The 22,924-nt window shown below is 68.1% G+C and carries 13 protein-coding genes and 3 pseudogenes; 3 read left to right on the plus strand and 13 right to left on the minus strand.

All coding sequences use genetic code 11. The annotated features are described in order from the left end of the window. A pseudogene (locus tag H7U32_RS10805) lies at positions 1–267 on the minus strand (HD domain-containing protein); the annotation flags it as partial. Between the two features lie 303 nt (positions 268–570). Then, a complete protein-coding gene (locus tag H7U32_RS06925; RefSeq protein ID WP_204469284.1) occupies positions 571–1,932 on the minus strand; it encodes an ABC transporter substrate-binding protein in 1,362 nt (453 codons plus the stop codon). A 394-nt stretch (positions 1,933–2,326) separates the two neighbouring features. On the opposite strand from H7U32_RS06925, the gene H7U32_RS06930 reads away from it, so the two are divergent. Beyond that, positions 2,327–3,985 (plus strand): alpha-N-arabinofuranosidase, encoded by a 1,659-nt coding sequence (locus H7U32_RS06930; RefSeq protein ID WP_239457589.1) that lies wholly within the window; start codon positions 2,327–2,329, stop codon positions 3,983–3,985. A gap of 15 nt (positions 3,986–4,000) precedes the next feature. Here the strand turns inward: H7U32_RS06930 and H7U32_RS06935 are convergent, their stop codons facing one another. From H7U32_RS06935 to metG, 8 genes and pseudogenes are all read right to left on the minus strand, one after another. Continuing rightward, the gene (locus tag H7U32_RS06935; protein ID WP_239457590.1) at positions 4,001–5,086 is read right to left on the minus strand and encodes a LacI family DNA-binding transcriptional regulator; all 1,086 of its coding nucleotides are present in this window, start codon (positions 5,084–5,086) and stop codon (positions 4,001–4,003) included. 65 nt (positions 5,087–5,151) lie between these two features. Next, positions 5,152–7,509, minus strand: a complete 2,358-nt coding sequence (locus H7U32_RS06940) for a KUP/HAK/KT family potassium transporter (RefSeq protein WP_204469288.1) — start codon at positions 7,507–7,509, stop codon at positions 5,152–5,154. 151 nt (positions 7,510–7,660) lie between these two features. Continuing rightward, entirely contained in the window at positions 7,661–8,617 is a 957-nt protein-coding gene (locus H7U32_RS06945) for a TatD family hydrolase (protein WP_204469289.1), read from the minus strand. Positions 8,618–8,627: 10 nt separating this feature from the next. Then, the gene (locus H7U32_RS06950; RefSeq protein ID WP_204469291.1) at positions 8,628–10,442 is read right to left on the minus strand and encodes an ABC transporter ATP-binding protein; all 1,815 of its coding nucleotides are present in this window, start codon (positions 10,440–10,442) and stop codon (positions 8,628–8,630) included. A gap of 1 nt (position 10,443) precedes the next feature. Then, positions 10,444–11,214: pseudogene (locus H7U32_RS12585) on the minus strand (ABC transporter ATP-binding protein); the annotation flags it as partial. A 36-nt stretch (positions 11,215–11,250) separates the two neighbouring features. After that, positions 11,251–12,297, minus strand: a pseudogene (locus H7U32_RS12590) (ABC transporter ATP-binding protein); the annotation flags it as partial. 254 nt (positions 12,298–12,551) lie between these two features. Then, the gene (locus tag H7U32_RS10965; RefSeq protein ID WP_323804605.1) at positions 12,552–12,806 is read right to left on the minus strand and encodes a DUF4143 domain-containing protein; all 255 of its coding nucleotides are present in this window, start codon (positions 12,804–12,806) and stop codon (positions 12,552–12,554) included. Between the two features lie 1,110 nt (positions 12,807–13,916). Beyond that, positions 13,917–15,782, minus strand: coding sequence for a methionine--tRNA ligase (gene metG, locus H7U32_RS06965; protein ID WP_204469295.1), 1,866 nt, complete (start codon positions 15,780–15,782; stop codon positions 13,917–13,919). 232 nt (positions 15,783–16,014) lie between these two features. On the opposite strand from metG, the gene H7U32_RS06970 reads away from it, so the two are divergent. Then, entirely contained in the window at positions 16,015–16,917 is a 903-nt protein-coding gene (locus tag H7U32_RS06970; RefSeq protein ID WP_204469297.1) for a hypothetical protein, read from the plus strand. 246 nt (positions 16,918–17,163) lie between these two features. Continuing rightward, positions 17,164–17,358, plus strand: a complete 195-nt coding sequence (locus H7U32_RS06975; RefSeq protein ID WP_323804606.1) for a hypothetical protein — start codon at positions 17,164–17,166, stop codon at positions 17,356–17,358. A 179-nt stretch (positions 17,359–17,537) separates the two neighbouring features. Here H7U32_RS06975 and rsmI read toward each other — a convergent pair whose 3' ends face one another. The 3 genes from rsmI to H7U32_RS12595 form a co-directional block, all read right to left on the minus strand. Further along, a complete protein-coding gene (rsmI, locus tag H7U32_RS06980; protein WP_204469299.1) occupies positions 17,538–18,497 on the minus strand; it encodes a 16S rRNA (cytidine(1402)-2'-O)-methyltransferase in 960 nt (319 codons plus the stop codon). Between the two features lie 250 nt (positions 18,498–18,747). Next, positions 18,748–20,283, minus strand: coding sequence for a glycoside hydrolase family 1 protein (locus H7U32_RS06985; RefSeq protein ID WP_204469350.1), 1,536 nt, complete (start codon positions 20,281–20,283; stop codon positions 18,748–18,750). A 122-nt stretch (positions 20,284–20,405) separates the two neighbouring features. Next, a complete protein-coding gene (locus tag H7U32_RS12595; protein WP_440201441.1) occupies positions 20,406–22,466 on the minus strand; it encodes a TIM-barrel domain-containing protein in 2,061 nt (686 codons plus the stop codon). Between the last annotated feature and the right edge of the window lie 458 nt (positions 22,467–22,924).

A 22,924-nucleotide genomic window follows, 5' to 3' on the forward strand; every position in this document is an offset into this window, starting at 1 on the left:
GGCCGGGGCCGGGGCGAGGCTTGGGGCACCGGCCGCATCCGGGCTTGGGGCCACGGCGCAGGCGGCGGAGTTGTTTTCGAATTCGGGGGCGCCGGCCGGCAGCGTGCAACGCCGCATGAACAGCGCGTTGCGCCGGTGGGCCAGCTGCCGGGCGATGGTGGCGACGACCTGGCAGTGCGTGTGGATGAGGTCGTAGGCGGCTTGGGATTGCGCGATGCGGTGGTGCAGCTCGTCCACCTGCTCGAGTGTGGGGATATATCCGGTCATACCGCACCATTGTAGGATTCCGCGACGGAATCGCCGCCCCCCGCGGGTAGCCGTTGTGCCACCGATGGTCCTTCAGCGGAGCAACCACGCCACAGCATGACGCCACTGCTCCACTGACAGCCCCTCAGCGAAGCAACCACGTCACAGTTTGACGCCACTGCTCCGCTTCAACGGCAATGGGGTGGCCACGAACGAATCGTGGCCACCCCATTGCCGTGCAGCCGGAGCTCCGTGAGGAAGGAGAGTTCGCCAGGAGCTCCGGCCGCAGGAATCCATCGCCGGTCGCGGTATGGCAGGCACCGATTACTTGACGGTGTAGCCCTGCTGCTCGGCGTAGTCCGTGAGGTTCTTCTGCCAGGCCTCCACGCCTTCCGCCAGCGTGATGGACTTGTCGGTGTAGGCGGCGCCGGCGTCGTCGGCGAAGACGCCGCGGGCGTAGACCTCGAAGGGCAGGAACTTGTAGCCGGTGGACACGTTGGCCGCGGCCTTCGCCAGCTCCTCGTTGAACTTCTGGCCGCCGAAGTACTCGTGGGCGTTGCCGTCGGCGTCGGTCAGGGAGGTCATGGAGAGGAAGTCGTCGGAGGCGAGGGTGTCGTTGTCGGCCGGGAAGGCGCCGCCGTCCACGCGGGTCTTGATGCCCTCGGCGTTGTGGCAGGCGTACTCCATGAACTTGTACGCGGCCTCGGCCTTGGCCTTGTCGTCGGTCTTGATCAGAGCCAGCGAGGAGCCGCCGTTCTCCGAGTTGGTCTCGGAGCCGTCCGCGGTGGGCATCTGGGCGATGCGCCACTTGCCGTCGCCGTCGGGAGCGCCGGAAAGCAGGTTGTACGGCATCCACGCGCCGGTGAGCAGCGAGGCGATCGAGCCGTCGTTGAGGCCCTTGTTCCAGTCGTCGGACCAGCCGACGGTCTTGGTGTCAATGAGATCCTCGTCGATGAGCTTCTGCCAGAAGTCGGTGAAGGTCTTGACGTTCTTGTCACCGGTGAGGTTGACGGTCACCTGGGTGCCGTCCTCGGAGGTGGCGAACGGCTTGGCGCCGGCCAGCCAGGTCATCGAGTCGAAGAAGCCCGCGTCGCCGGAGTCGGAGGTGATGTAGGAGCCGGCGGCCTTGACCTTCTTGGCCGCGTCGTAGAACTCATCCCACGTGCGCACCTGGGTCGGGTCCACGCCGGCCTTGTCGAACACGTCCTTGTTGTAGAACCACGCCATCGGGCCGGAGTCCATCGGCAGGGCGTACACGCCGCCGTTGAGGTTCACGGAGCTCCAGGTGCCGGGGGTGTAGAAGTCGGAGAACTTGTCGGCGCCGAACTCGGACAGGTCCATCACATAGTCGCGGATCTGGTACTCGGGCAGCGCGTAGTATTCGATCTGCGCGATGTCCGGGGCGCCGGAGCCGCCTTCGATGGCGTTGTTCAGGGCGTTGTACTCGTCCTTGTTAGTGCCGGCGTTGGTCACCTTGACCTTGATGTCCGGATTCTCCTTCTCGAAGCCCTCCACGGTGCGCGGCAGCGTGGAATCCCACGACCAGACCAGGATCTCGGTCTTCTCGCCGTCCTTCGCCGCGCCGGAGTCGCCGGCGGTGTCGCTGCCGGAGCCGCAGGCGGCCACGCCCGCCATCATCGCGATGGCACCGGTGAGCGCGATTGCCTTCTTTGCTGTGAACTTCATCGTTCTTGGTTCCTCCCTGTTGTCTTCCTGGGAAACGCACAATCCGTGGTCATTCACGTCTTGTATCGTTTTAATGGACAATAACACGACCGCGATGTTTGCGCAAACACCCCCGTCGGCGTTTCGCATATCGGGGGTGTCCGAGGGCGAGGCCAGACCCGCGCCGCCGGAGCCGATCCGCGCGACCGGAGTCGGGAACGCACGGCCGGAGCCAAGCCTGGGACCGCACGACCCGACCGGCAGGCCGGGCCCGCGCCGCCGAAGCCAGGCCGCGCGGACAGTCCTGACTGCGCACCCCGCGCCGCCGGACACCCCGCGCGCAGCCGAAGCCGGCTCCGCGCGCAGCCAGACACCCGGTCATGCATCCGATACCGCCATGACCCAAGGAGGGGATATGACATCCGCCGCACCGCACCCGGCCGCCGCCGCACCGCACCCGTACACCGCCCACACCTCACCGGCCGCCGCACCGCACCCGCACACCGCCCCCACCCCGCCAGACGTCACCATCGCCATCGCACCGCACGCCGCGCCCGTGGCGGACGTGCCCCGGCGCATGTTCGGCTCCTTCGTCGAGCATCTCGGCCGCTGCGTGTACGGCGGCATCTATGAGCCCGACCACCCCACCGCCGACGAGGATGGCTTCCGCGGCGACGTGCTCGCCCTGACGCGCGAGCTCGGCGTGACCTGCGTGCGCTACCCCGGCGGCAACTTCGTCTCCAACTACAACTGGGAGGACGGCACCGGCCCGCGCGAGCAGCGCCCGGTACGCCGCGACCTGGCCTGGCACACCACCGAGCCGAACCTCGTGGGCATCGACGATTTCCACCGCTGGAGCCGCAAGGCCGGCACCGAGATCATGCTCGCGGTCAACCTGGGCACGCGCGGGCTCAAGGCGGCGCTCGAGGAGCTCGAGTACGTCAACGGCACCCCCGGCACCGCGCTGGCGGACCGGCGCGTGGCCAACGGCATCCCCGAGCCGATGGACATCCGCATGTGGTGCATCGGCAACGAGATGGACGGCCCCTGGCAGGTCGGCCACATGACACCCGAGGAATACGCCTCCGCCGTGGACAAGGTGGCGCACGCGATGAAGCTCGCCGAATCCGGTCTCGAGTTGGTGGCATGCGGCTCGTCCAGCGCGCATATGCCCACCTTCGGCACCTGGGAGCGCACGGTGCTCACCCGCGCCTACGACAATCTGGACTTCGTCTCCTGCCACGCCTACTACTACGAGCGCGGCGCGCGCTCCCTGCAGGATTACCTGGCCTGCGCGGAGGACATGCGCGGCTTCATCGCCACCGTGGCCGCCAGCGCGGACGCCGCGCGCGAGGCGAACCACGGCACGAAGGACATCGCGCTGAGCTTCGACGAGTGGGGCGTGTGGTACTCCGACGTGTGGAACCGGCAGGAGGCGGAGTGGAAGGCCGCCGCGGCCGAGGGGCTGCACCACGAGCCGTGGCCGTTCGCGCCGCATCTGCTGGAGGACATCTACTCCGCGGCGGACGCGGTGGTGGAGGGGTCGTTGATGATCACCCTGCTCAAGCACTGCGACCGCGTGCGTTCCGCCTCGCGCGCGCAGTTGGTCAACGTGATCGCGCCGATCATGGCCGAGCCGGACGGCGGCCCGGCGTGGCGGCAGACCGTGTTCTACCCATTCGCCGAGGCCGCGCACCACGCGCGCGGCCTGGCGTGGGCGCCGGCGATCGACTCGCCGAAGGTCGCGACCGAGACCTGGGGCGAGGTCGACGCGCTCGACGCGGTGGTGACGTGGGACGAGCGGACCCGCTCTGGCCTACTGCTGGCGGTGAACCGCGACGTGACGGCCGCGCACGGGGTGACGGTGGACCTGGCCGGGCTGCCGGCCGCAGGCGGCGACGGCGTGCGCGTGGCGCGCGCCGTCGTCCTCCATGACGACGACCCGCACCGCCAGAACACGGCCGACGCCCCGGAGACCGTCGTGCCCCGCGAGCTGCCGGTGAGCACGGATGGCGCCGGGCTGTGCTTCGACCTGCCGGCCGTGGCGTGGGCGGCCGTCGAGTTCACGATCTGACGGGCGCCCGCCCGGTCAGCGGGCGGGCGACGACTCGCGGCAGACGAGCGAGGCCGGCACTTCGATGGTGCCGGCCGGCGCGCGCCGTCCCTCCTCGATCTGCGCGAGCAACGACTCCACCGCCAGCCGCGCGATCTGCCGGCGGTGCGGATCCACGGTGGTCAGGGACGGGCTCATCGCGGCGGACTCGTCCAGGTTGTCGAACCCGACCACGCGCACGTCCTCCGGCACGCGCAGACCGCGGTCGCGCAGGCCGCGCAGCACGCCCCACGCCAGCAGGTCGTTGAGGGCGAACACCGCGTCGAAGCGCTCCCCAGCGTCCAGCAGCCGCCGCACCGCGCGGCGGCCGTCCTGGCTGCCCCAGCCCTCGGGCTCGGCGATCAGCCGCGCGTCGACGGGCGCGCCGGCCTCGCGCATGGCGTCGAGGAAGGCCCGCGTACGCACCACGCCGGAGGACAGCTCGGCCGGCGCACCGGCCGGCGCGCCGGGCAGGCCGACGGCCGCGGGGCGTGCGGGCAGCGCCGCCCGCACGCCGCCGACCACGGCGATCCGGCGGCACCCGGCCGCCAGCAAATGGCGCACCACCGCCTTGGCGCCGGCACGGTTGCCGATGGCCACATGCGGCGCGGGCGCGTCGAACAGCCGCTCCCCCAGCACCACCAGCGGCCAGTCGCCGGCGAGCATCGGCTCGTCCCCGTGCGTCATCAGCTGCGGGCTCAGGATCAGACCGTCCGCCAGCCGCGTGCCCATCGACCGCACGCTTTCCAGCTCGCGGTCGCGGTTGTTGGACGTCGATTCCACGATCACGCCGTAGCCGTGGGCGCGGGCCTGCGCGAGGAAATCCTCCGCCAGTTCGGCGAAGTACAGCTGCCGCAGGTCGGGGATCGACAGCTTGAGCAGGCGCGTCTGCCCGGAGCGCAGGTTACGCGCGGCCGCGTCCACCTGGTAGCCGAGGTCGGCCACGGCCGCGGCGATGCGCGCGCGCATGGCCTCGGTCATGTACGGGCGGTGGTTGAGGTAGTTCGACACCGACGCCACCGAAACGCCGGCCGCGCGCGCCACGTCCGCCATCGTCGCCCGTTTACGCCTGGATCCGGTCATAGCGCACCATTGTAGGGTTCCGCCGGGCGGGGGCTCCGCGCCCGCGGGCGGAGCCGGGCCCGGCCTCACTGCCCGGCCGGCGCGATCATCTCCGGTTCCACCGGCTGCGGGCGGCCGACGCGCTTGAGGCGCGGGGGCCGGCGCGTGGAGACGAACAGCGGCTGCACCTCCACCAGCGGGTTGTACGGCGCCAGGCCGAACCATTTGACCGGCGAGCCGGCCACGTGGCGGATCGCGTACTTGATCTGCAGGGACAGGGCGCCGCGGGTGGAGATCTTCGACTCGGGCATGAGGGCCTTGTGGATGAGCACGTAGCGGATGGTGCCGATGCCGGGGTCGGCGTCCACCTTCGGGTACACGGATTTCTGGTTCGGCAGCTCGCCGGTTTTCTCCAGGTCGTGCATGATCTGGTGCAGGTAGGCGGGGATGGACTGCGAGACCTTGAAGCCCAGGCGCATGCGCACGCGGAACAGGTAGTTGGTGCCGAAGTTCTCCACCGTGTACTCGCGGGTGAACGGCTCGTCCGCGGTCTCCACGCTCACGGCCCACCAGGCGCGGGCGCGCTTGGGATGGTCGGCGAAGATCGAGAAGAAGATGTCCGTGTCGAGGCGCTTCATCTCCGTATCGGAGGTCAGGTACACGATGTTGTCCGCGAAATAGGGGATGCGGAAGTCGCCGTGGAGCTTGTCCAACGCGGGCAGGCAGTCGGCGGGGCTCATGTGCCGGCGCTGCGCGCGCTCCAGCTTGGTGCCTTCGTTCCAGGTGAACATCACCGCGAGGATGGCCAGGGTGAGCAGCATGGTGAACCAGCCGCCGTGGAGGAACTTGGCCATCGAGGCGATGAAGAACAGCACCTGGATGGCCAGGAACACCACGGTGAACACCACCGCGCCCACGCGTTTGCCGTCGTACCACAGGTACACGGCCAGCAGCACGGTGGTGGTGATCATCGTGATGGTGAGCGCCAGGCCGTAGGCGGCGGAGATGTGCTCGGAGTCCTTGAACAGCGCGAGCACGGCCAGCGTGGCCACGCACAGCACGATGTTGATCACCGGGATGTAGATCTGGCCGCGCGTGCGCGCCGGGTAGCGCACCTGCAGATGCGGCATCCAGTTGAGGCGCGTGGCCTCGGAGACCATGGTGAACGCGCCGGTGATGAGCGCCTGCGAGGCGATCACGCCCGCGGCCACGGACAGCACCACGGCCAGGTAGCGCACATTGGGGCTCATCATCTCGAAGAACGGGTTGACGGTGGCCTGGTCCGCGTACTCCGGGTTGTGCTGGTTGCGCAGGATCCACGCGCCCTGGCCGAAGTAGCACAGCACCAGCGTGACCTTGATGAACGGCCAGGTGAAGTAGATGTTGCCGCGGCCCACGTGGCCCATGTCCGAGTACAGCGCCTCGGCTCCGGTGGTGGAGAGGAACACGGTGCCCATCAGCGCGATGCCGGCCGCGTTGTGCGGGCTGAACAGGAACTTGAGCCCGTACACCGGGTTGAGCGCGGCGAGCACGGACCAGTCGGAGGAGAGGTTGGCCACGCCCACGATCGCGAGGAAGCCGAACCAGACGAGCACGATGGAGCCGAACACCCGGCCGATGCGCTCGGTGCCGCGCGACTGGAAGCAGAACAGCACGACGATGATGCAGATGGTGATCATCAGCGTCAGCTCGGTGTTCTGGTCGAACAGCGGCTCGAGCATGGGGATGGTCCGCAGGCCCTCGACCGCGGAGCTGATGGACACGGCCGGCGTGAGCACCGAGTCGGCCAGGAAAGCCGCGCCGCCGAGCATGGCGGGGATCACCAGCCAGGCGCCGCGCCGCCGGATCAGGGAGAACAGCGCGAAGATGCCGCCCTCGCCCTTGTTGTCGATGCGCATCGCGATGAGCACGTATTTGATGGTGGTGATCAACGTGATGGACCAGAACACCAGCGAAAGCATGCCGAGCACGGCCTCGCGGTCGGCGTGCTGCAGGCCGCCCTGGCCGGAGAGGAAGGTCTGGGCCGTGTACAGCGGCGAGGTGCCGATGTCGCCGTAGACGACGCCGAGCGCCACGATGGCCATGCCGAAGCTCACGCGGTCCGGGCCGGACTGCAGGCGCCGCCACCAGCGGCCGAGGGGCCCGCGGGCCTTGCCGCGCGCCAGCCGCTGGGCCTCGCGCCGCTCGGCTTCCTCCTGCTTGGCCAGCTCCTCGCGCTCCTCGCGCGTGAGCGTGCGCCGGGAGACCTTCGGCGCGTTGGTGTAGCTGTCCGCCTTGAGCAGCGCGTCGTCCTGCCGCCCCTGGCCGCCGGCCGGGCGGCCGGAGGACTTGGGGGCCGGCTTGCGCCGGGCGTTGGGTTCGGGACTGCCGTTCGGGTTCTGCGATGCCGGGGCCCCGGGGGTCGTGTTCTGGGCATCGGAAGACGGACGTGATGACTCCGCCATACTGCATCCTCCAGAGGCGGAGAGATTCCCCGCTGATGAATTTCGGCGCGGGGACCTTCCCCGTTCGCTAGTCGTTGTTAGGGATATGTTAGCGTCCTAACGATTTCCTCACAACTTCAGCGACTGGGGAGGCGCAACGTTGCGGCGGGCGTCAGACTCCGTACACCTCGCGAGTGGTCGCGCGCGTGCCGCGGGCGACCTCCTCCAACGGCAGGTCCAGGGCGTCGGCCATCGCCTGCAGCGTGTACGGGATCAAGTAGGGGGCGTTGGTCCGGCCGCGGTACGGCATCGGGGTCAGGTAGGGGGCGTCGGTCTCGACCATCGCGTGGTCCAGGCCCACGATGCGCAGCGACTCACGGATGCCGTCGTTGCCCTTGTAGCTCACGGTGCCGGAGAAGCTCAGGTACCAGCCCTGCTCGCGGCAGATCTCGGCCATCTCCGCGTCGCCGGAGTAGGAGTGGAACACCGTGCGTTCGGGGGCGCCGTCGGCGAGCAGGGTCTCGATGACCTCGCGGTGGGCGTCGCGGTCGTGGATCTGCATCGGCAGGCCCAGCTCCTTGGCCAGCGCGATGTGCGCGCGGAAGGCCTCGCGCTGGATCTCCTTGGCGCCTTCGCCGGTACGGAACAGGTCCATGCCGGTTTCGCCGATGGCCACCACCTGCCGTGGGTAGGCGCGGGCGAGGCGTTCCACCTCGGCGAGCGCGTCCTCGAAGCTCGTGTCATGCCACGGCTGGTAGCGCACGGGCAGGCCGTCCGGCCCGGGCACGGCGCGGTGGCCGTGGCGCACGGATTCGTTGGGGTGGATGGCGAGCGCGGCGTGCACGTTGTCGTGCTCGCGGGCCATGTCCACGGCGGTCATGAGATGCGGCAACTCGCAGCCGGAGTCGATGACGCCGCTTACGCCCACGGCGGCGGCCTGGTCCAGCAGCTCGTCCACGGAGTAGACGGGCACCGGGTCCTGGCCTTTCTCGACGGCCTCGTGGCTCATCGCGCGGGAGAACGGGACGACGGAGGCGACGTGGGTGTGGTTGTCGATGACCTGCGCGTCGGCGGGCAGCGGCGCGGGGGCCGGCGCCCAGCTGCGGTCGCGGTGCTTGTGCTTGCTCATGGACCCCAGCCTACCCGGCCGCGCGGTCGGCGCCGACGGAGGAGCGGATCATCGCGTACTGGCTCTCGTAGAGCCGCCAGTAGGCGCCGTGCTCCGCCAGCAGCTCGGCGTGCGAGCCGTGCTCCACGATCTGCCCGTGGTCGATGTAGAAGATCTCGTCCGCGTTCTCGATCGTGGACAGGCGGTGCGCGATGATGAAGCTCGTGCGTCCCTTGAGCAGGTGGTTGAGGCCGGCCTGCAACGCTTCCTCGGTGCGCGTGTCGATGTTGCTGGTCGCCTCGTCCAGGATCAGGATGCGGGGGTCGGCGAGCAGCACGCGCGCGAAGGCGATGAGCTGGCGCTGGCCGGCGGACAGGGTCGAGCCGCGCTCCTCGACCGCGGTGTCGTAGCCGTCGGGCAGCTCCATGATGAACTCGTGCGCGTGCACGGCCTTCGCCGCGGCCTCGATGTCCTCGTCGGTGGCGTCGAGGCGGCCGTAGCGGATGTTCTCGCGCACGTTGCCGGAGAAGATGAAGGTGTCCTGCAGCATCACGCCCATCTGGCGGCGCAGCGACGCGAGCGTCACGTCGCGCACGTCGTGGCCGTCGATCGTCACCGAGCCTTCGGAGACGTCGTAGAAGCGCGAGAGCAGGTTCACGATCGTGGTTTTGCCGGCGCCGGTCGGGCCCACGAGCGCGATCGTGCGGCCCGGGGCCACGTGGAAGTCGACGAGGTTGAGGATCGTGCGCCCGCCCTCCTCGTAGCGGAACACCACGTCGTTGAAGTCGACGCGCCCCTGGATGGCGGGCAGGTCGCGCGCGCCGGGTCTGTCGGTGATCTCCGGCTTGACGTCCAGCGTCTCGAAGATGCGCTCCAGGTAGGCGGAGCAGGTGATGAGCTGGTTGTAGAAGTTGCCGATGTTGATCACCGGGTTCCAGAAGTTGTTTGCGTAGCCCACGAAGGCGATGAGCACGCCCGTAGTTACGTCCACGCCGCCCAGGCCCATCACGCCCACGAAGTAGATGAGCGAGATCGTTGCCACGGAGATGGTCTGCACGCCCGGCCACATGAGGAACTGGATGTGCACGGCCCGCATCCAGGCCGAGCGCACCTCGCCCTGCTGCTGCTGGAACGTGGCGAACTGGGCGCGCTCCTGGGCGAAGGTCTGCGTGGTCTTCACGCCGGCGATCGACTCGTGGATGTACGCGTTAAGGTTGCTCTGCTTGTTGGAGAGCTTCTGGTAGGCGCGCCGCTGGAAGTACTGCAGCACGCGCACCCACACGATGAGCACCGGGAACAGCACGAGGCTGAACAGCGCCAGGCGCCAGTCGATCGCGAACATGACCACGAGCGTGATCACGAAGGTGAACACGTCGGAGATCACGTTGATCAGGCCGGAGCTCAGCGTGTCCGAGAGGGTGTTCACATAGTTGACCACGCGGATGAGGATCTTGCCGTGCGGGCGAGAGTCGAAGTAGCTGAACGGCAGCGTCTGGATATGCGTGAAGATGTCGCGCCGCATGTCCTTGAGCATGAGCTGGCCGACGCGTGTGATCGCCACCGTGCGGTAGCGCAGGCACAGTTCGTACACCACGATGAGCGCCGCCAGGCCCGCGGCCAGGGCGCCGAGCAGCCCCAGGTCCTTGTTCGGGATGGCCGAGTCGATCATGATCTTGGTCAGGTACGGCACGGTGACGAGGATGCCGCTCATCGCGATGACGACGACGAGGATGCGGACCACGCGCGGCAGGTACGGCTTGAGGTAGCGGCCCACGCGCGCGATGTCGCGCAGGTTGATCTGCTCCTCGAGCTCCTCGTCCTCACGGAAGGTGTTGCGTTGCGCCATGTCAGGCCTCCTCCCCGAATCCCTGGGCCGCGCCGGCGGCCATGCCCAGCTGTTTGCGATAGATCTCCCAGTACCGCCCGTGCGCGGCGACGAGCTGCGCGTGGGTGCCGCGTTCGACGATGGCGCCGTGCTCGAGCACCAGGATGAGGTCCGCGTCCTTGACCGAGGAGATGCGGTGGGCGATGGTGATGATCGTCTTCTTCTCGTCCATGTCGCGCAGATGCTGCTGGATCTCCGCCTCCGTCTCCATGTCGACGGCGGAGGTGGTGTCGTCCATGATGAGGATGGCCGGGTCGTCGGCCAACGCGCGCGCCAGGGACAGGCGCTGCTTCTGGCCGCCGGACAGGCCCACGCCGCGTTCGCCCACGACGGTGTCGTACCCCTCGGGCATCGCTTGGATGAACTGGTCGGCGCCGGCGATCTGCGCCATGCGGCGGATGAACACGGGGTCGCGGTCGGAACCGGCGCCGAACGCGATGTTGCCGCCGATGGTGTCGGAGAACAGGAAGGTGTCCTGCGCCACGATGCACACCTGCGAGCGCAGCGTGGCCAACGGCCAGTCGCGCGCGTCGATGCCGTCGATGAGCACCCGGCCGACGGTCGGGTCGTAGAAGCGGGAGACGAGGTTGACGAGCGTGGATTTGCCGGAGCCGGTCTCGCCGAGGATGCCGAGCTTGGCGCCCGCGGGGATCGCGAAGTCGATGTCCTTGAGAATCGGGGTGCCGGGGTCGTCGGGGAATGCGAAGCTCACGTGGTCGAAGCGCACCGCACCGGTGACGCGGTCGGGCGCGGCCGGATGCTCGCCGCCGACCTGCGCGGCGATGGCGACGGCCTGCTTGACGCCGTCCTCGGCGCCCTCCTTTTCCACGATGCGTGACTTGGAGGTCAGCAGGCGGCGGATCTTGACGCAGGAGGCGTTGAAGCGCTGCCAGTCGTTGATGAGCCAGCCGGACTGGCGCACCGGGCCGTCGAGCATCCACAGGAAGGAATTGAAGCTCACCAGGTTGCCCAGGGTCATGTGCCCCTGGATCACCAGCAGGCCGCCGAAGCCGAGCGTGATGAGCTGCAGCGAGAAGCCGAGGCCGTCCAGCCAGGGCATGTAGCGGCGGGTGTTGTAGGCCTGCGCCATGTTGCGCTGCATGTAGTCGTCGTTGTGCCGGTCGAATTTCTCGGTTTCGTAGGGCTCGCGCACGAAGGCCTTGACCACGCGGTTGCCCTCGATGTTCTCCTCGACCATCGAGTTGAGGCTGGCCAGCGAGTTGCGGATCGCGAGGAACAGCGGCCGCGCGTGGGTGGACAGGCCGCGCGTGAGCACGAACAGGAACGGCGTGACGCAGGCCAGCGCCAGCGCCAGCCGCCAGTCGATCGAGGTCATCACGGCCAGCGCGCCCAGGAACATGACCACGCAGTCGAGGATCTGGTAGCTCACCCAGCCGATGGCGTGGCGGATCGCGTCCGTGTCGGAGGTCATGCGGCTCATGATGTCACCGGTGCGCGTGTGGTTGAAATAGGTGAAGTCGAGCTCGTGGAGCTTCTCGTATTCGTCGGAGACCAGGCGGTAGATGGTGTTCTGGCTGAAGCGCTCCATCCACATCTGGTAGCCGTAGCGGGTGCCCACGCGCACGACGGTCATGACGAGCATGACCAGGCACAGGCGCACAAGCTCGTCCGTATGCCCCTGGACGATGACCCGGTCGACGATGAGCCCGGTGAGCAGGGGGATGGTCAGCGCCATCGCATCGTTGACGATGAACAGCACGACCGCGCCGAGGACGCGCGGCAGGTCGGGTTTGCAGTAGGGCATGATCCATCTGAGGTTGCCCGCGTCCTTGTTGCGGTTCGGATCGACGTACATGGGTGAGGTCTCTCCTGGAAACTGGTGGGGGTTCTCTTCTCGTGGCGTCGCGCGGCACGCGGCGGGCGGCGATGCCGCGGCGCGTCCGATATGCGACGGGGCATCATTCTAGGGGTCCCACAGCAGGACACGCCCATGTTCCGCGGGCATCTGTGCCCATATGCGTCGAGGCTGTCCGTTGAGGTGGGAGCAGGGTGCCGCCCCGCTTAACGTTTGAGCCAGTCGGCGGCACTGACGGCCCGCGCATCTGCCGCCTAAAAGCTGTCGGTGATGCGGTGGAAGAACAGACTTGGCGCCTTCCCCTCGTTGCAATGGCGCTTCATCGTCTCGGCGACGATGATGTTCTCGAACACCATGCCCAGGTACGGCGAGGCCAACAGCTCCGGCAGGCTACCGATGCCGAGCAGGTGACACAGCAATCCCGTGTCGTGGAAGTACAGCTTTGGTGTCCGAGGTGGTGCCGAAAGAACATTGAACACAAACAGCACAGGCACGGACGCTGCGCACACGAACAAAGCGGGCTTCGGGTCGCCCAGCGTACGGTTTGCCGCACTCGCATGGCCTTCATGCGGCGAACCGTACTCTTACGACCAGTCAGCGTACGGTTTGCCGTGCGGGCCGGAGCGCCCATAAGCTCATGAGCCCTGCGCGCAGTCCCGCATGCACGTGAACATCGGAAACGGCGGAATGAGCCCGGAAAAGAGAAACCCGGCGGAGGGAAGCCGCCGGGTGAGAGAGAAGAGAGAAGAAGGGTTCAGTTATGGGGTTCTGGAGGGAACCTCGCCATCGGCATCAACCTCAACCGCTGACATGATTTAGTAAACCGCCCGTTCCTTGGGGAAACGATGCGTGTTCCTGAGAATCGTCTAGGAATCCTGTGTCTGATTCGCAAGGGCCCGGAGCCGTGGAGGCAAGCGTAGCGACAAGCCAGCTGCCCTGCTGAGCATGTGCCAGCTCCGCTCATGGCAACAGCCTGACTGCTGTAGTGAGCCCGTTCTCACTGGGGCGAGCGTTCCGACGCATACGGATGAGATTCACCGCTCCGGCACCGGCCGTATCGCACGAATGACTTGAGGCCTATCTTGGCTCGTTGGGTCGTCTGCCCCTGGCATCTCCGTTCGTTGGGGCGCCTCAAGAGGAGTATCTCGGTTCGTTGGGGCGGATTTTCCACTTTACAGACATCTATCTGCGTTCATTGGGTCCTCCGCCCGCAGACATCACAACACCCAAGCCTTGGAATTCCGCCGTTTTCAGGAGTTCCCTAGACGGGATACCCCGCCGACGAGGACCCAACGAACGTAGATAGACCTCCGCAACAGACAAAATCCGCCCCAACGAACCGAGATAGCCCAGCCACCGCACTTCAGCACGACCCAACGAACCGAGATTCATCCCGTCAGAAGCCCCAACGAACGCCGATACAGCGTCCACGCAGTTCAGCAGCAGCCCAACCCCCTACAGCGCAGCGCAGCCATCCCGCCCCATAGAGCCCCTACAATCCCGGCAAACCCGAGATACACCGATGCCTCCCGCCCCATCATTCGACGGAGACGGGAGGCATCGGCAGCAAGGCCGGGAACACCCGGCCGGCCGGCAGCCCTCAGCCCGACAGGCAGCCTTCAGCCCTGCAGCTTGGCCTTCTCGGCGGCCAGGCGCTCCGCCTCGGCCTCGCGGCGCGCGGCAAGCGCCTCCTCGAAGCGGGCGAGCTCCTCGTCCACGGCCTCCTTGGGGATCTTCGCGAAGATCGGCGTCGGCTTGGCCACCGGGGTTCCGGCCACGATTGGCTCGCTCTCCCACGGGTGCACGGTGCGGCCGAGCTCGTAATCACCGGTGATGACCGGATACCGGAAGCCCGGCTTGTCGAGGTCCTCGACCTCCTCGATGCGCGGCAGCGGGGAGAAGACGCCGGTGCCGCCGAGCGCCTCCCACACCTTCTGCGCGGAGTGGGGCAGGAACGGCGCGAGCAGATGGTTCGCGTCGCTCACGGCCTGCGCGGCCACGTGGAGCACGGTGCCCAGGCGCTTGTCGTCATCCTTGATCTTCCACGGCTCGGTGGCGGAGATGTACTTGTTGATGTCGCCGACGATGCGCATCGCCTCGATGAGGGCGGCCTTCTGGCGATGGGTCTCGATGAACCCGCCCACCGCGTCGAAGGCGGTGGCGGTTTCGGCGAGCAGCGCGCGGTCCTCGTCGGTCATCGAATCCTCGTCGAGCTCGGGGATGGCGCCGAAGTTCTTCGCGATGAGGTTGGCCACGCGGTTGACCAGGTTGCCCCAGCTGGCAGCCAGCTCCTCGTTGTTGTGGCGCACGAACTCGGCCCAGGTGAAGTCGGCGTCGGAGGATTCCGGCCCGGCGATGGAGATGTAGTAGCGCACCGCGTCCACGGGGTAGCGGGCGAGGATGTCCTTGACGTAGATCACGATGCCGCGCGAGGAGGAGAACTTCTTGCCCTCCATGGTCATGAACTCGCTGGCCACCACCTGCTCGGGCAGGTTGAGCGGGCCGAGTTCGCCGGTCTCGCCGCCCTTGGAGCCGCCGCCGTTGTAGGCGAGGATCTCGGAGGGCCAGATCTGCGAGTGGAAGGTGATGTTGTCCTTGCCCATGAAGTAGTAGCCCGGGGTGGCGGGGTCGTTCCACCACTGGCGCCAGTCGTCGGGGGTCTTGCCGTAGCGGCGCGCCCACTCGATCGAGGCGGACAGGTAGCCGATCACCGCGTCGAACCACACGTACAGGCGCTTGTTCGGGTTGTCGATCCAGCCGTCCACCGGCACGGGGATGCCCCAGTCGATGTCGCGCGTGATGGCGCGCGGCTTGACCTCCTTGAACAGGCCCTTGGAGAAGTTGATGACGTTCGTGCGCCAGCCGGTGCGCGAGTCGAGCCACTTGAGGTTCGCCTCCGCCAGGGCCGGCAGGTCGAGGAAGAAGTGCTCGGTCTCCTCGAAGCGCGGGGTCTCGCCGTTGATCTTGGAGACCGGGTTGATGAGCTCGTCCGGGTCGAGCTCGTTGCCACAGGCGTCGCACTGGTCGCCGCGCGCGCCCTCGGTGTGGCAGATCGGGCATTCGCCCTCGATGTAGCGGTCGGGCAGCGTGCGCCCGGTGGAGGGGCTGATGGCCACGCGCTGCGTGCCCTTGTAGATGTACCCGTTCTTGAGGCACTGCTTGAACATCTCCTGCACCACATGCTCGTGGTTGCCGGTGGTGGTGCGGGTGAACAGGTCGTAGCTCAGCCCTAGGTCGCACAGGTCCTTGGCGATCACGCGGTTGTAGCGGTTCGCCAGCTCCTGGGCCGTCAGGCCCTCCTTCTCCGCCTCGACCAGAATCGGGGTGCCGTGTTCGTCCGTGCCCGAGACCATGAGCACATCGTTGCCCTTCATGCGCTCGTAGCGGGCGTACACATCCGAGGGGACGCCGAAACCGGCCACGTGGCCGATGTGGCGCGGGCCGTTCGCGTACGGCCATGCGACATTCACCAGAATATGACTCATGCGGCCGATTATCCGGCGCGGCGGGGACACGCGGAGGGGCCGCACACGGGCGGCGGGCAGGCCCCGCCCGGTTATCCACAACGGGGATACGGGGGTATCGAACGGGTCGACTTATGCACATCGGGGGTGCGAAGGCGGCCGAGTTATCCACTTATCCACCGTAGGAGGGGGTGGGTGTGGCGCCGCCGGCCCGCCGCCGCTAGGGTCGGGCCGTATGAATGACGACGATGACATGACGACAGCGACGAAGATTCCGCAGCCGGCGACGGGGCCGGCGCCGATTCCCGCGCCGGCCCGGCGGCATCCGGCCGGCCGACGCGACGCCAGCCGGCCCGGCGGCCCGGTCCGTGACGGTCCGGCCCTCGGCGACGGAACCGCCGCGGTCCGCGACGGACCGGCCCGCGACGGACTTTGCGTGGTCCGCACGATGCCGCCGAAAAGCGCGGGGCTCTGCGGCGCAGCCGGCTCGGGGGCCGGCATGGGCGGCGCGGCCGGCCCGGGCAGCGCGGTCGAGGCGCCGGTGCCGACGATGCTCCGCGTGCGCGACCTGCCGGGGCCGCTGAGCATGAGCTGGCTGACCCGTCTGGGCGTCGTGGTGCCGCTGGACCGCGCGAACGGCTTCTGGTCGGAGTACACGACCACGCTGTACGGCCGCGCGCAAATCGTCTCGACGCTCACGCCGCTCAACACCGTGGCCTGCGCGCTGAGCGCGGCATGGGTCTGGCTGGGCGGCAGGCTGCCGGACACGGTGGACGTGCTCTCCGGCTCGCATTACCGTGCGACGGTGCACGGCCGGCGTGTGCGCGTGTACAACCGCAAGGCGCCGGGCGGCCAGCTGCAGCGCATCGGGGCGCTGCGGCTCACGGCCCCGGCCCGCACCGCGGTGGACCTGGCCGCGAACCGCGAGGACGAGGCGGACAAGGTGATGCCGTCCATCGCCTCGCGCATCGACACCTTGATGGACGCCTACCAGATCTCCGCCAAGGAATGCCTGACCATCCTCGGCGAGAACCCTTATATGAAAACCGGCCCACGCGCGAAGCGCTTCTTCGAGGCGCGGCTTCCGCTCGACGAGGAGCGCGCCAGGAGGGCGCAGTGGCTGGCCCAGGTCAGGAAGGAGGCGATGCTGCGGTGATGCCGGCGGCGAGGCACCGGCATCGCGTCGATGCACAGGAGGGAGGCGCGGATGCGGCGGCGACGGCATGGCGGGCGTCGGGCGGCACGGTCGGGCAGGCTGGGCAGGCTGTCGCGCGCGGCGCGATTGCATGGGCTCGCGACGGCGGGCCGGGGCGCTGGCGGCGGGCGCGGCGGTGGGACGGCTGACGGCGGGCGGGCCGACGGGCCGGCCCCTCCCCCGCCGCCGCTGGAGCTGACGCCGCTGGTGGCGTGCAGTCCGGGCACCGATTACGAGACGCTGGAGTACATCGCACGCGAAGTGCCCGGGCTAAGGCGGTGGCTTGTGGCCAATCCGAACGCGGACGCGCGTCTGCTCGAATACGTCTCGCAGGCCGGCGGCCCCGGGGTCCGGGAGGCGCTGACCGTGCTGCTCGACGCTTTGGAGGAATCCGATGGCTGAGGTGCGGCGGAACGGCGGCGGGAGTCGACCCCGCCATGTCCCGGCCCGACCCGGCGTAACCCGGCGTGCCCCGGCGCGACCCAGCGCGACCCGGCACGACCCGGCATGGCCCGCCGCGTGCCCGACTCACCCCCGGCACGTGCCGCCACGCCCCCGCCACGGGGTCCTCCCCCGGCGGCTCAGTCCTGCTTGGCGGCGAGCGCGGCGGCGTACACCTGCTTGCGGTTGGCGAAGGAGCCGTCGGGCAGGGGGTGGTCCTGGACGACTTTGGCGATGGCGTCCTTGACGCGCATCCCCTCGGATGCGGCGAGGTCCAGCGCGAGCGCGGCCAGCTGGTCGACGCCGAGCGCCTCGGGCGCCGCCTCGGCGGCCTCCTCGTCGGTGGCGCCGCCGATGACGAGCACCATCTCGCCGCGCGGCGGGTCGGCGATGACGCCCTCGCGGATCGCGCCGATGGTGCCGCGGCGGATTTGCTCGTAGTCCTTGGTCAGTTCGCGGCACAGCGCCATCGGGCGGTCGGGGCCGAAGGCGGCGAGCAGGTCGTCCATCGCCTCGGCGATGCGGTGGGTGGTCTCGTAAAACACGATGGTGCGGCGCTCGGCTCTGAGCATGCGCAGATGCTGCATGCGGTCGCCGTGCTTGCGCGGCAGGAAGCCCTCGTAGCAGAAGCGGTCGGTGGGCAGGCCGGAGAGCGCGAGCGCGTCGAGCACGGCGGACGGGCCGGGGGCGCAGGTGACGGGCAGGCCGCGTTCGATGGCGCGGCGCACGATGGCCAGGCCGGGGTCGTTGATCGTGGGCATGCCGGCGTCGGAGACGACGAGCACGGTGGCGCCCGCCTCCACTTGGTCGAGCAGACCGTCGGCCTTGCCGCGCTCGTTGTGGTCGTGGTAGGCGACGACGCGCCCGTTCACGTGCACGCCGAGCCGCCGGGCCAGGTCGAAGAGCCGGCGTGTGTCCTCGGCGGCCACGATGTCCGCGCGCTCCAGCAGCGCCATGAGCCGGGCGGAGGCGTCGCCCACGTTGCCGATCGGCGTGGCGGCCAGCACCACGGTGCCGGCCGGCACCTGGACGATTGTCTGCTCCCCTTCTGCGGCATCTGGCGTTACGGGCGCAGTGGTCTGTCCGTTGTCATCACTCATGCGCTCATCATAAGTCCGTAGGGCGGAACCCGGGCCCGGGTCGCCTCTTGGCGCACCTCCCCTCCCCTGCCCAATGCACACGTTATATCGCCGGTAAGTTGCGCATTGGAAGTAAGCAGAGAACTCGCCCAAAGCACATATTGAATTGCACCTCGATGTGTGCATTGAACCCGGGAGGCAAAAATCTTATCTTATCTGATCAATTATCTGATCAGATAAGATAAGATTTTTACCTCTGAATCGGCTGATCTCAGATCGCATTCGCACGCGCGATGGCGCGGTAGCGCAGGCCGGAGTCCTTCCAGATGCGCTCCTGCGTGCCGTAGTCGACGCGCACGATGCCGAAGCGCTTGGTGTAACCGAGCGCCCACTCGAAGTTGTCGAGCAGCGACCACGCGTAGTACCCGGTCACGTTCGCCCCGGCCTCGATGGCGTCGGCCACGGCCCGCACATGGGCGTCCAGATAGGCCACCCGCCTCGGATCGTGGACGATCTTCCCCGGCTCCACGGCCCAGACGGCGTCCTGGGCCGGGGCGGGCGCGGCCGTCCCGTCGGCGCCCAGCACCTCGGGGTCGCCGTCGTAGGCGGCCGGGGCGGGCACCCCGGCCACGGAGGCGTCGGCGGTGACGGCGTCGTCATCCCAGGCGGAACCGTTCTCGGTGACCATCAGCTCGAGCCCCGGGTAGCGGCCGGACAGCTCGACCAGCACATCGCGCAACCCCGCGGGCTCCTGATTCCAGCCCATCGCAGTGAGCTCCCCGGTCGGCGGCAGGATGTGGACGACCTCCTGCGCGGGCATCGGCGCGACATGCACGTCCAGACCGTCGGAGGAGCCGCCGGCGGCGCGGGCGTCGGCGGCACGGTCGGCGTCCGTGGCCCAGCGCACCGTGGCGGTCGAGTAGTAGTTCACGCCCAGCACGTCGAGGGGACGGTGGATGGTCTCGACGTCACCGTCGCGCACGAAGGACCAGTCGGTCACGTCGCGGGTGACCTCGAACAGCTCGGGGTCGTAGCGGCCGTCGAGCATCGGCCCGAGGAAGACCTCGTTGGCGAGCAGATCCGCGCGGTGCTTGGCGGCCGCGTCCTGCGGCGCCTCGCTGGCGGCGCGGGTGACCTGGAGGTTGAGCGTCACCGAGCAGCGCGCCGCGTCGCCGAGCTCGCCGCGGATCGCGCCGATGGCCAGGCCGTGCGCCAGGTTGAGGTGATGCACCGCGGCGAGCGCCTGCGCATGGTCGCGGATGCCCGGCGCGTGGTCGCCGCAGCCGTACCCCAGGTAGGCGGCGCACCACGGCTCGTTGAGCGTGGTCCACGTGTCCACGCGGTCGCCGAAGGCCTTGGCCAGCATGGCCGCGTAGTCGGCGAACCGTTCCGCCGTCTCGCGCGCCGCCCATCCGCCGCGGTCCTGCAGGTACTGCGGCAGGTCCCAGTGGTACAGCGTGACGACGGGCTTGATGCCGTTGTCCCGCAGCAGGTCGAGCACGCGCCGGTAATGGTCGAGCCCGGACTGGTTGGCGCAGCCGCCCGCCTCGGGCACGATGCGCGGCCAGGCGACGGACATGCGGTAGGCGCCGATGCCCAGTTCCCGCATCAGGGCGATGTCCTGCGGGTAGCGGTGGTACTGGTCGCATGCGACGACGCCAGAGGAGCCGTCCCAGATGCGGCCGGGTTGGGCGCAGAGCGTGTCCCAGATGGAGGGCGTGCGGCCATCCTCGTGGATGGCTCCCTCGACCTGGTACGACGCGGTCGCGGTGCCCCAGGTGAAGTCAGCGGGGAATTGGAAGGTCATCATCGTCCCTTTCGTTGCGAAGGCCCGGCGGCCTGTTTGCCGACGTGGCCCACGCAGCGGCCGCCGCCCGTCGGGGACGGCGGCCGCTGTGGGCCACAAGTGGTTCCGTGGCCATCATACGGTCACAGCGTGGCTTTGCCGTCCACGGAGGCGACGGGCTGGCTCATGCCATCGGCGGCGGTGAAGTCGCGGCCGTCGGAGCTCGTGACCTCGATGCCGGCGGCGGTGCGGCGCGCGGAGAACACAACCGTTGTTCCGTCCGTCTCCGTCACGGTGGCCTCGGCGGATTCCACCTGATCGAGGAAGACGTGGACCAGCGTGTCCCTGCCGTATTCGTACTCGGGGGTTTCGGCGCCGGGATGGGTGACCAGCACGCTGCCGTCACGCACCCACAGCGGCACGGTGTCATAGGCGTGGGTCTCGTGACGCCACTGGCCGTTGACCACATGCGCGCGCTCCCCGGTGAACCAGTTGGTCCACGTGCCCTCCGGCAGGTAGTAGTCGACTTCGCCCGAGTAGGTGAACACCGGCGCCACGAGCAGCGAGGGACCGAGCATGTACTGGCGGTCGAGCGGACGGGCGGCGAGGTCGTCGGGGAACTCGAGGAACATCGAGCGCATGACCGGAGTGCCGCTGCGGTGCGGTTCGAGGCCCACCTGGTACAGGTAGGGCATGAGGGAGAGCTTGAGCTTGGTGAATTCACGGGTCACGTCCACCGCGCTCTGGCCGGGGGCGATGGCCACGCCGTTGCGCTCATCCTCCTCGTCGAACAGCCACGGCACGCGATACACGCTGGATCCATGCAAACGGGAGTGGGAGCTGAGCAGACCGAATGCGATCCACCGCTTGTACAAGGCCGGATCGGGGTAGGCACCCTCGAATCCGCCGATGTCATGGCTCCAGAAGCCGAAGCCGCTGCTGATCAACGACAGTCCCGCGCGCAGCGTCTGCGCCATGCCATTGAACGTGGACTCGCAGTCGCCGCCCCAATGCACGGGCTGCGTCTGCCCGCCGACAGTGGCCGAACGCGCGAACAGGCAGGCTTGGCCCTTGCCATAAGTCTCCTCGATCGCCTCGAACACGGTCTGGTTGTACAGCTGCGTGTACCAGTTGTGCATCGACAGCTTCGGGGAACCGTCGAACCACACCACGTCGCGCGGAATCCGCTCGCCGAAGTCGGTTTTGATGGCGTCCACCCCCTGGGCGAGCAGCGCCTTGACCTTGCCTTTGAACCAGTCGCGCGCGGCGGGGTTCGTGAAGTCCACCAGGCCCATGCCGGCCTGCAGCGCGTTCACCTGACTTGACAAGGCACCAAAATTGTCAGAGAAGTCCGACACCACCTGCGTATAGTTATAGGTATTACGATTCTCTCGATAGGTGTTATCCCCGATGCTGTTCCGGTACCGATCACCGGCATACTTCACCAGCGCGATGCGGTTCTGAACGGTCCCGCTCTGCTCGGACGTCGCCTGAATGAAGCTGTTGACGGCCGCTTTGAGAGCCTGCAGCTTCCTCGTGCTGGTCGCACGACCACGCGTATAGAACTGGATGCGGCCGGGATCAGTATCCTGGGCGCTGGTCTTCGGCTCGACCGTCCGGCCGTTCAGCTCCCAGTGGTCAAACTGCCCCCACCGCGACGTCACGCGCTCAATCTGCCGATACGCCCCATTCTCCAGCTTCGCGTAATACGTCGTCCGTCCGTTGGTGTTGATGCGGTACACCGGCTCATACGTGTAGGACGTCATGGTCTCGTCCATGGAGCCGGACACATCGAGCACCAGCACGATGTCGAGCGGCTGGCTGGAAGTCTTCGTCAGGTTGGACACGGACGACAGGGCGGACAGGCCGACGAGGAAGTCGGGGTCCGAATCGTTCTGGTTCTTGCTGACCGTGATCGGATCCCGGCCCTCAGCGTTTGTCAGCTCGGCGTCGCCGGTGAAGACTGACTTGTCGGTCCAGATGCGGCCGATGTTCTCGGTGGAGTTCTCCAGATGCTGCCGCCAGTTGTCGATGGTCGAGGCATCCGCCACGGTGGTCTCGTCGCCTGCGGCCCGAGCGGTGCCGCTGGTCTTCTGGGCCTTCTTCGCGGAGACGGACGCGAATGCGGTCTCGTCCGTCCCGCCCTTCGGCGCCGCGTATGCCGGCGCGGCCAGCATCGAGACTGAGGCGATCGTCGCCACCACCGCGGTGGCGATTCGCCTGATGATTCGCGCCGGGCGGCGCCTCGGCGCATCATAGCGGAGAGCATCGGACTCCCCTTGCCCATGCTCCAGCGCGGACGTTGCCGTCCTGCCATTCCAATGCCACGTCATACGCATGGCCCCTCTTTCCTGGGTCCTCTCGCACGGCCTGGCGGCGGAACAATGACCATCTGCGTTCCACCTCGCCGCCATCGCTGGCGGCATCCAGCCCTATGCCATTACTCAGGAAGTGAATCTATGGAAACCTTGCCGGGTTTCGCTCACCCCTTGATGCACCCTTGCACCCCCGACCTTACGGCGTTTCCAAGCAACACCGGATTGTGGCGGCACCCCCTTGTCAGTTCCGATTCCGCATTCCCCCCTTCCCCCCGCCACTGCAGCGAGGGCCTCCTGGAGCAACAAAAAAGCTCTCCGGACGCAATCCGAAGGGCATACAAGAC

It is taken from the genome of Bifidobacterium pullorum subsp. saeculare, from assembly GCF_016899725.1.
Lineage (GTDB): Bacteria > Actinomycetota > Actinomycetes > Actinomycetales > Bifidobacteriaceae > Bifidobacterium > Bifidobacterium pullorum_C.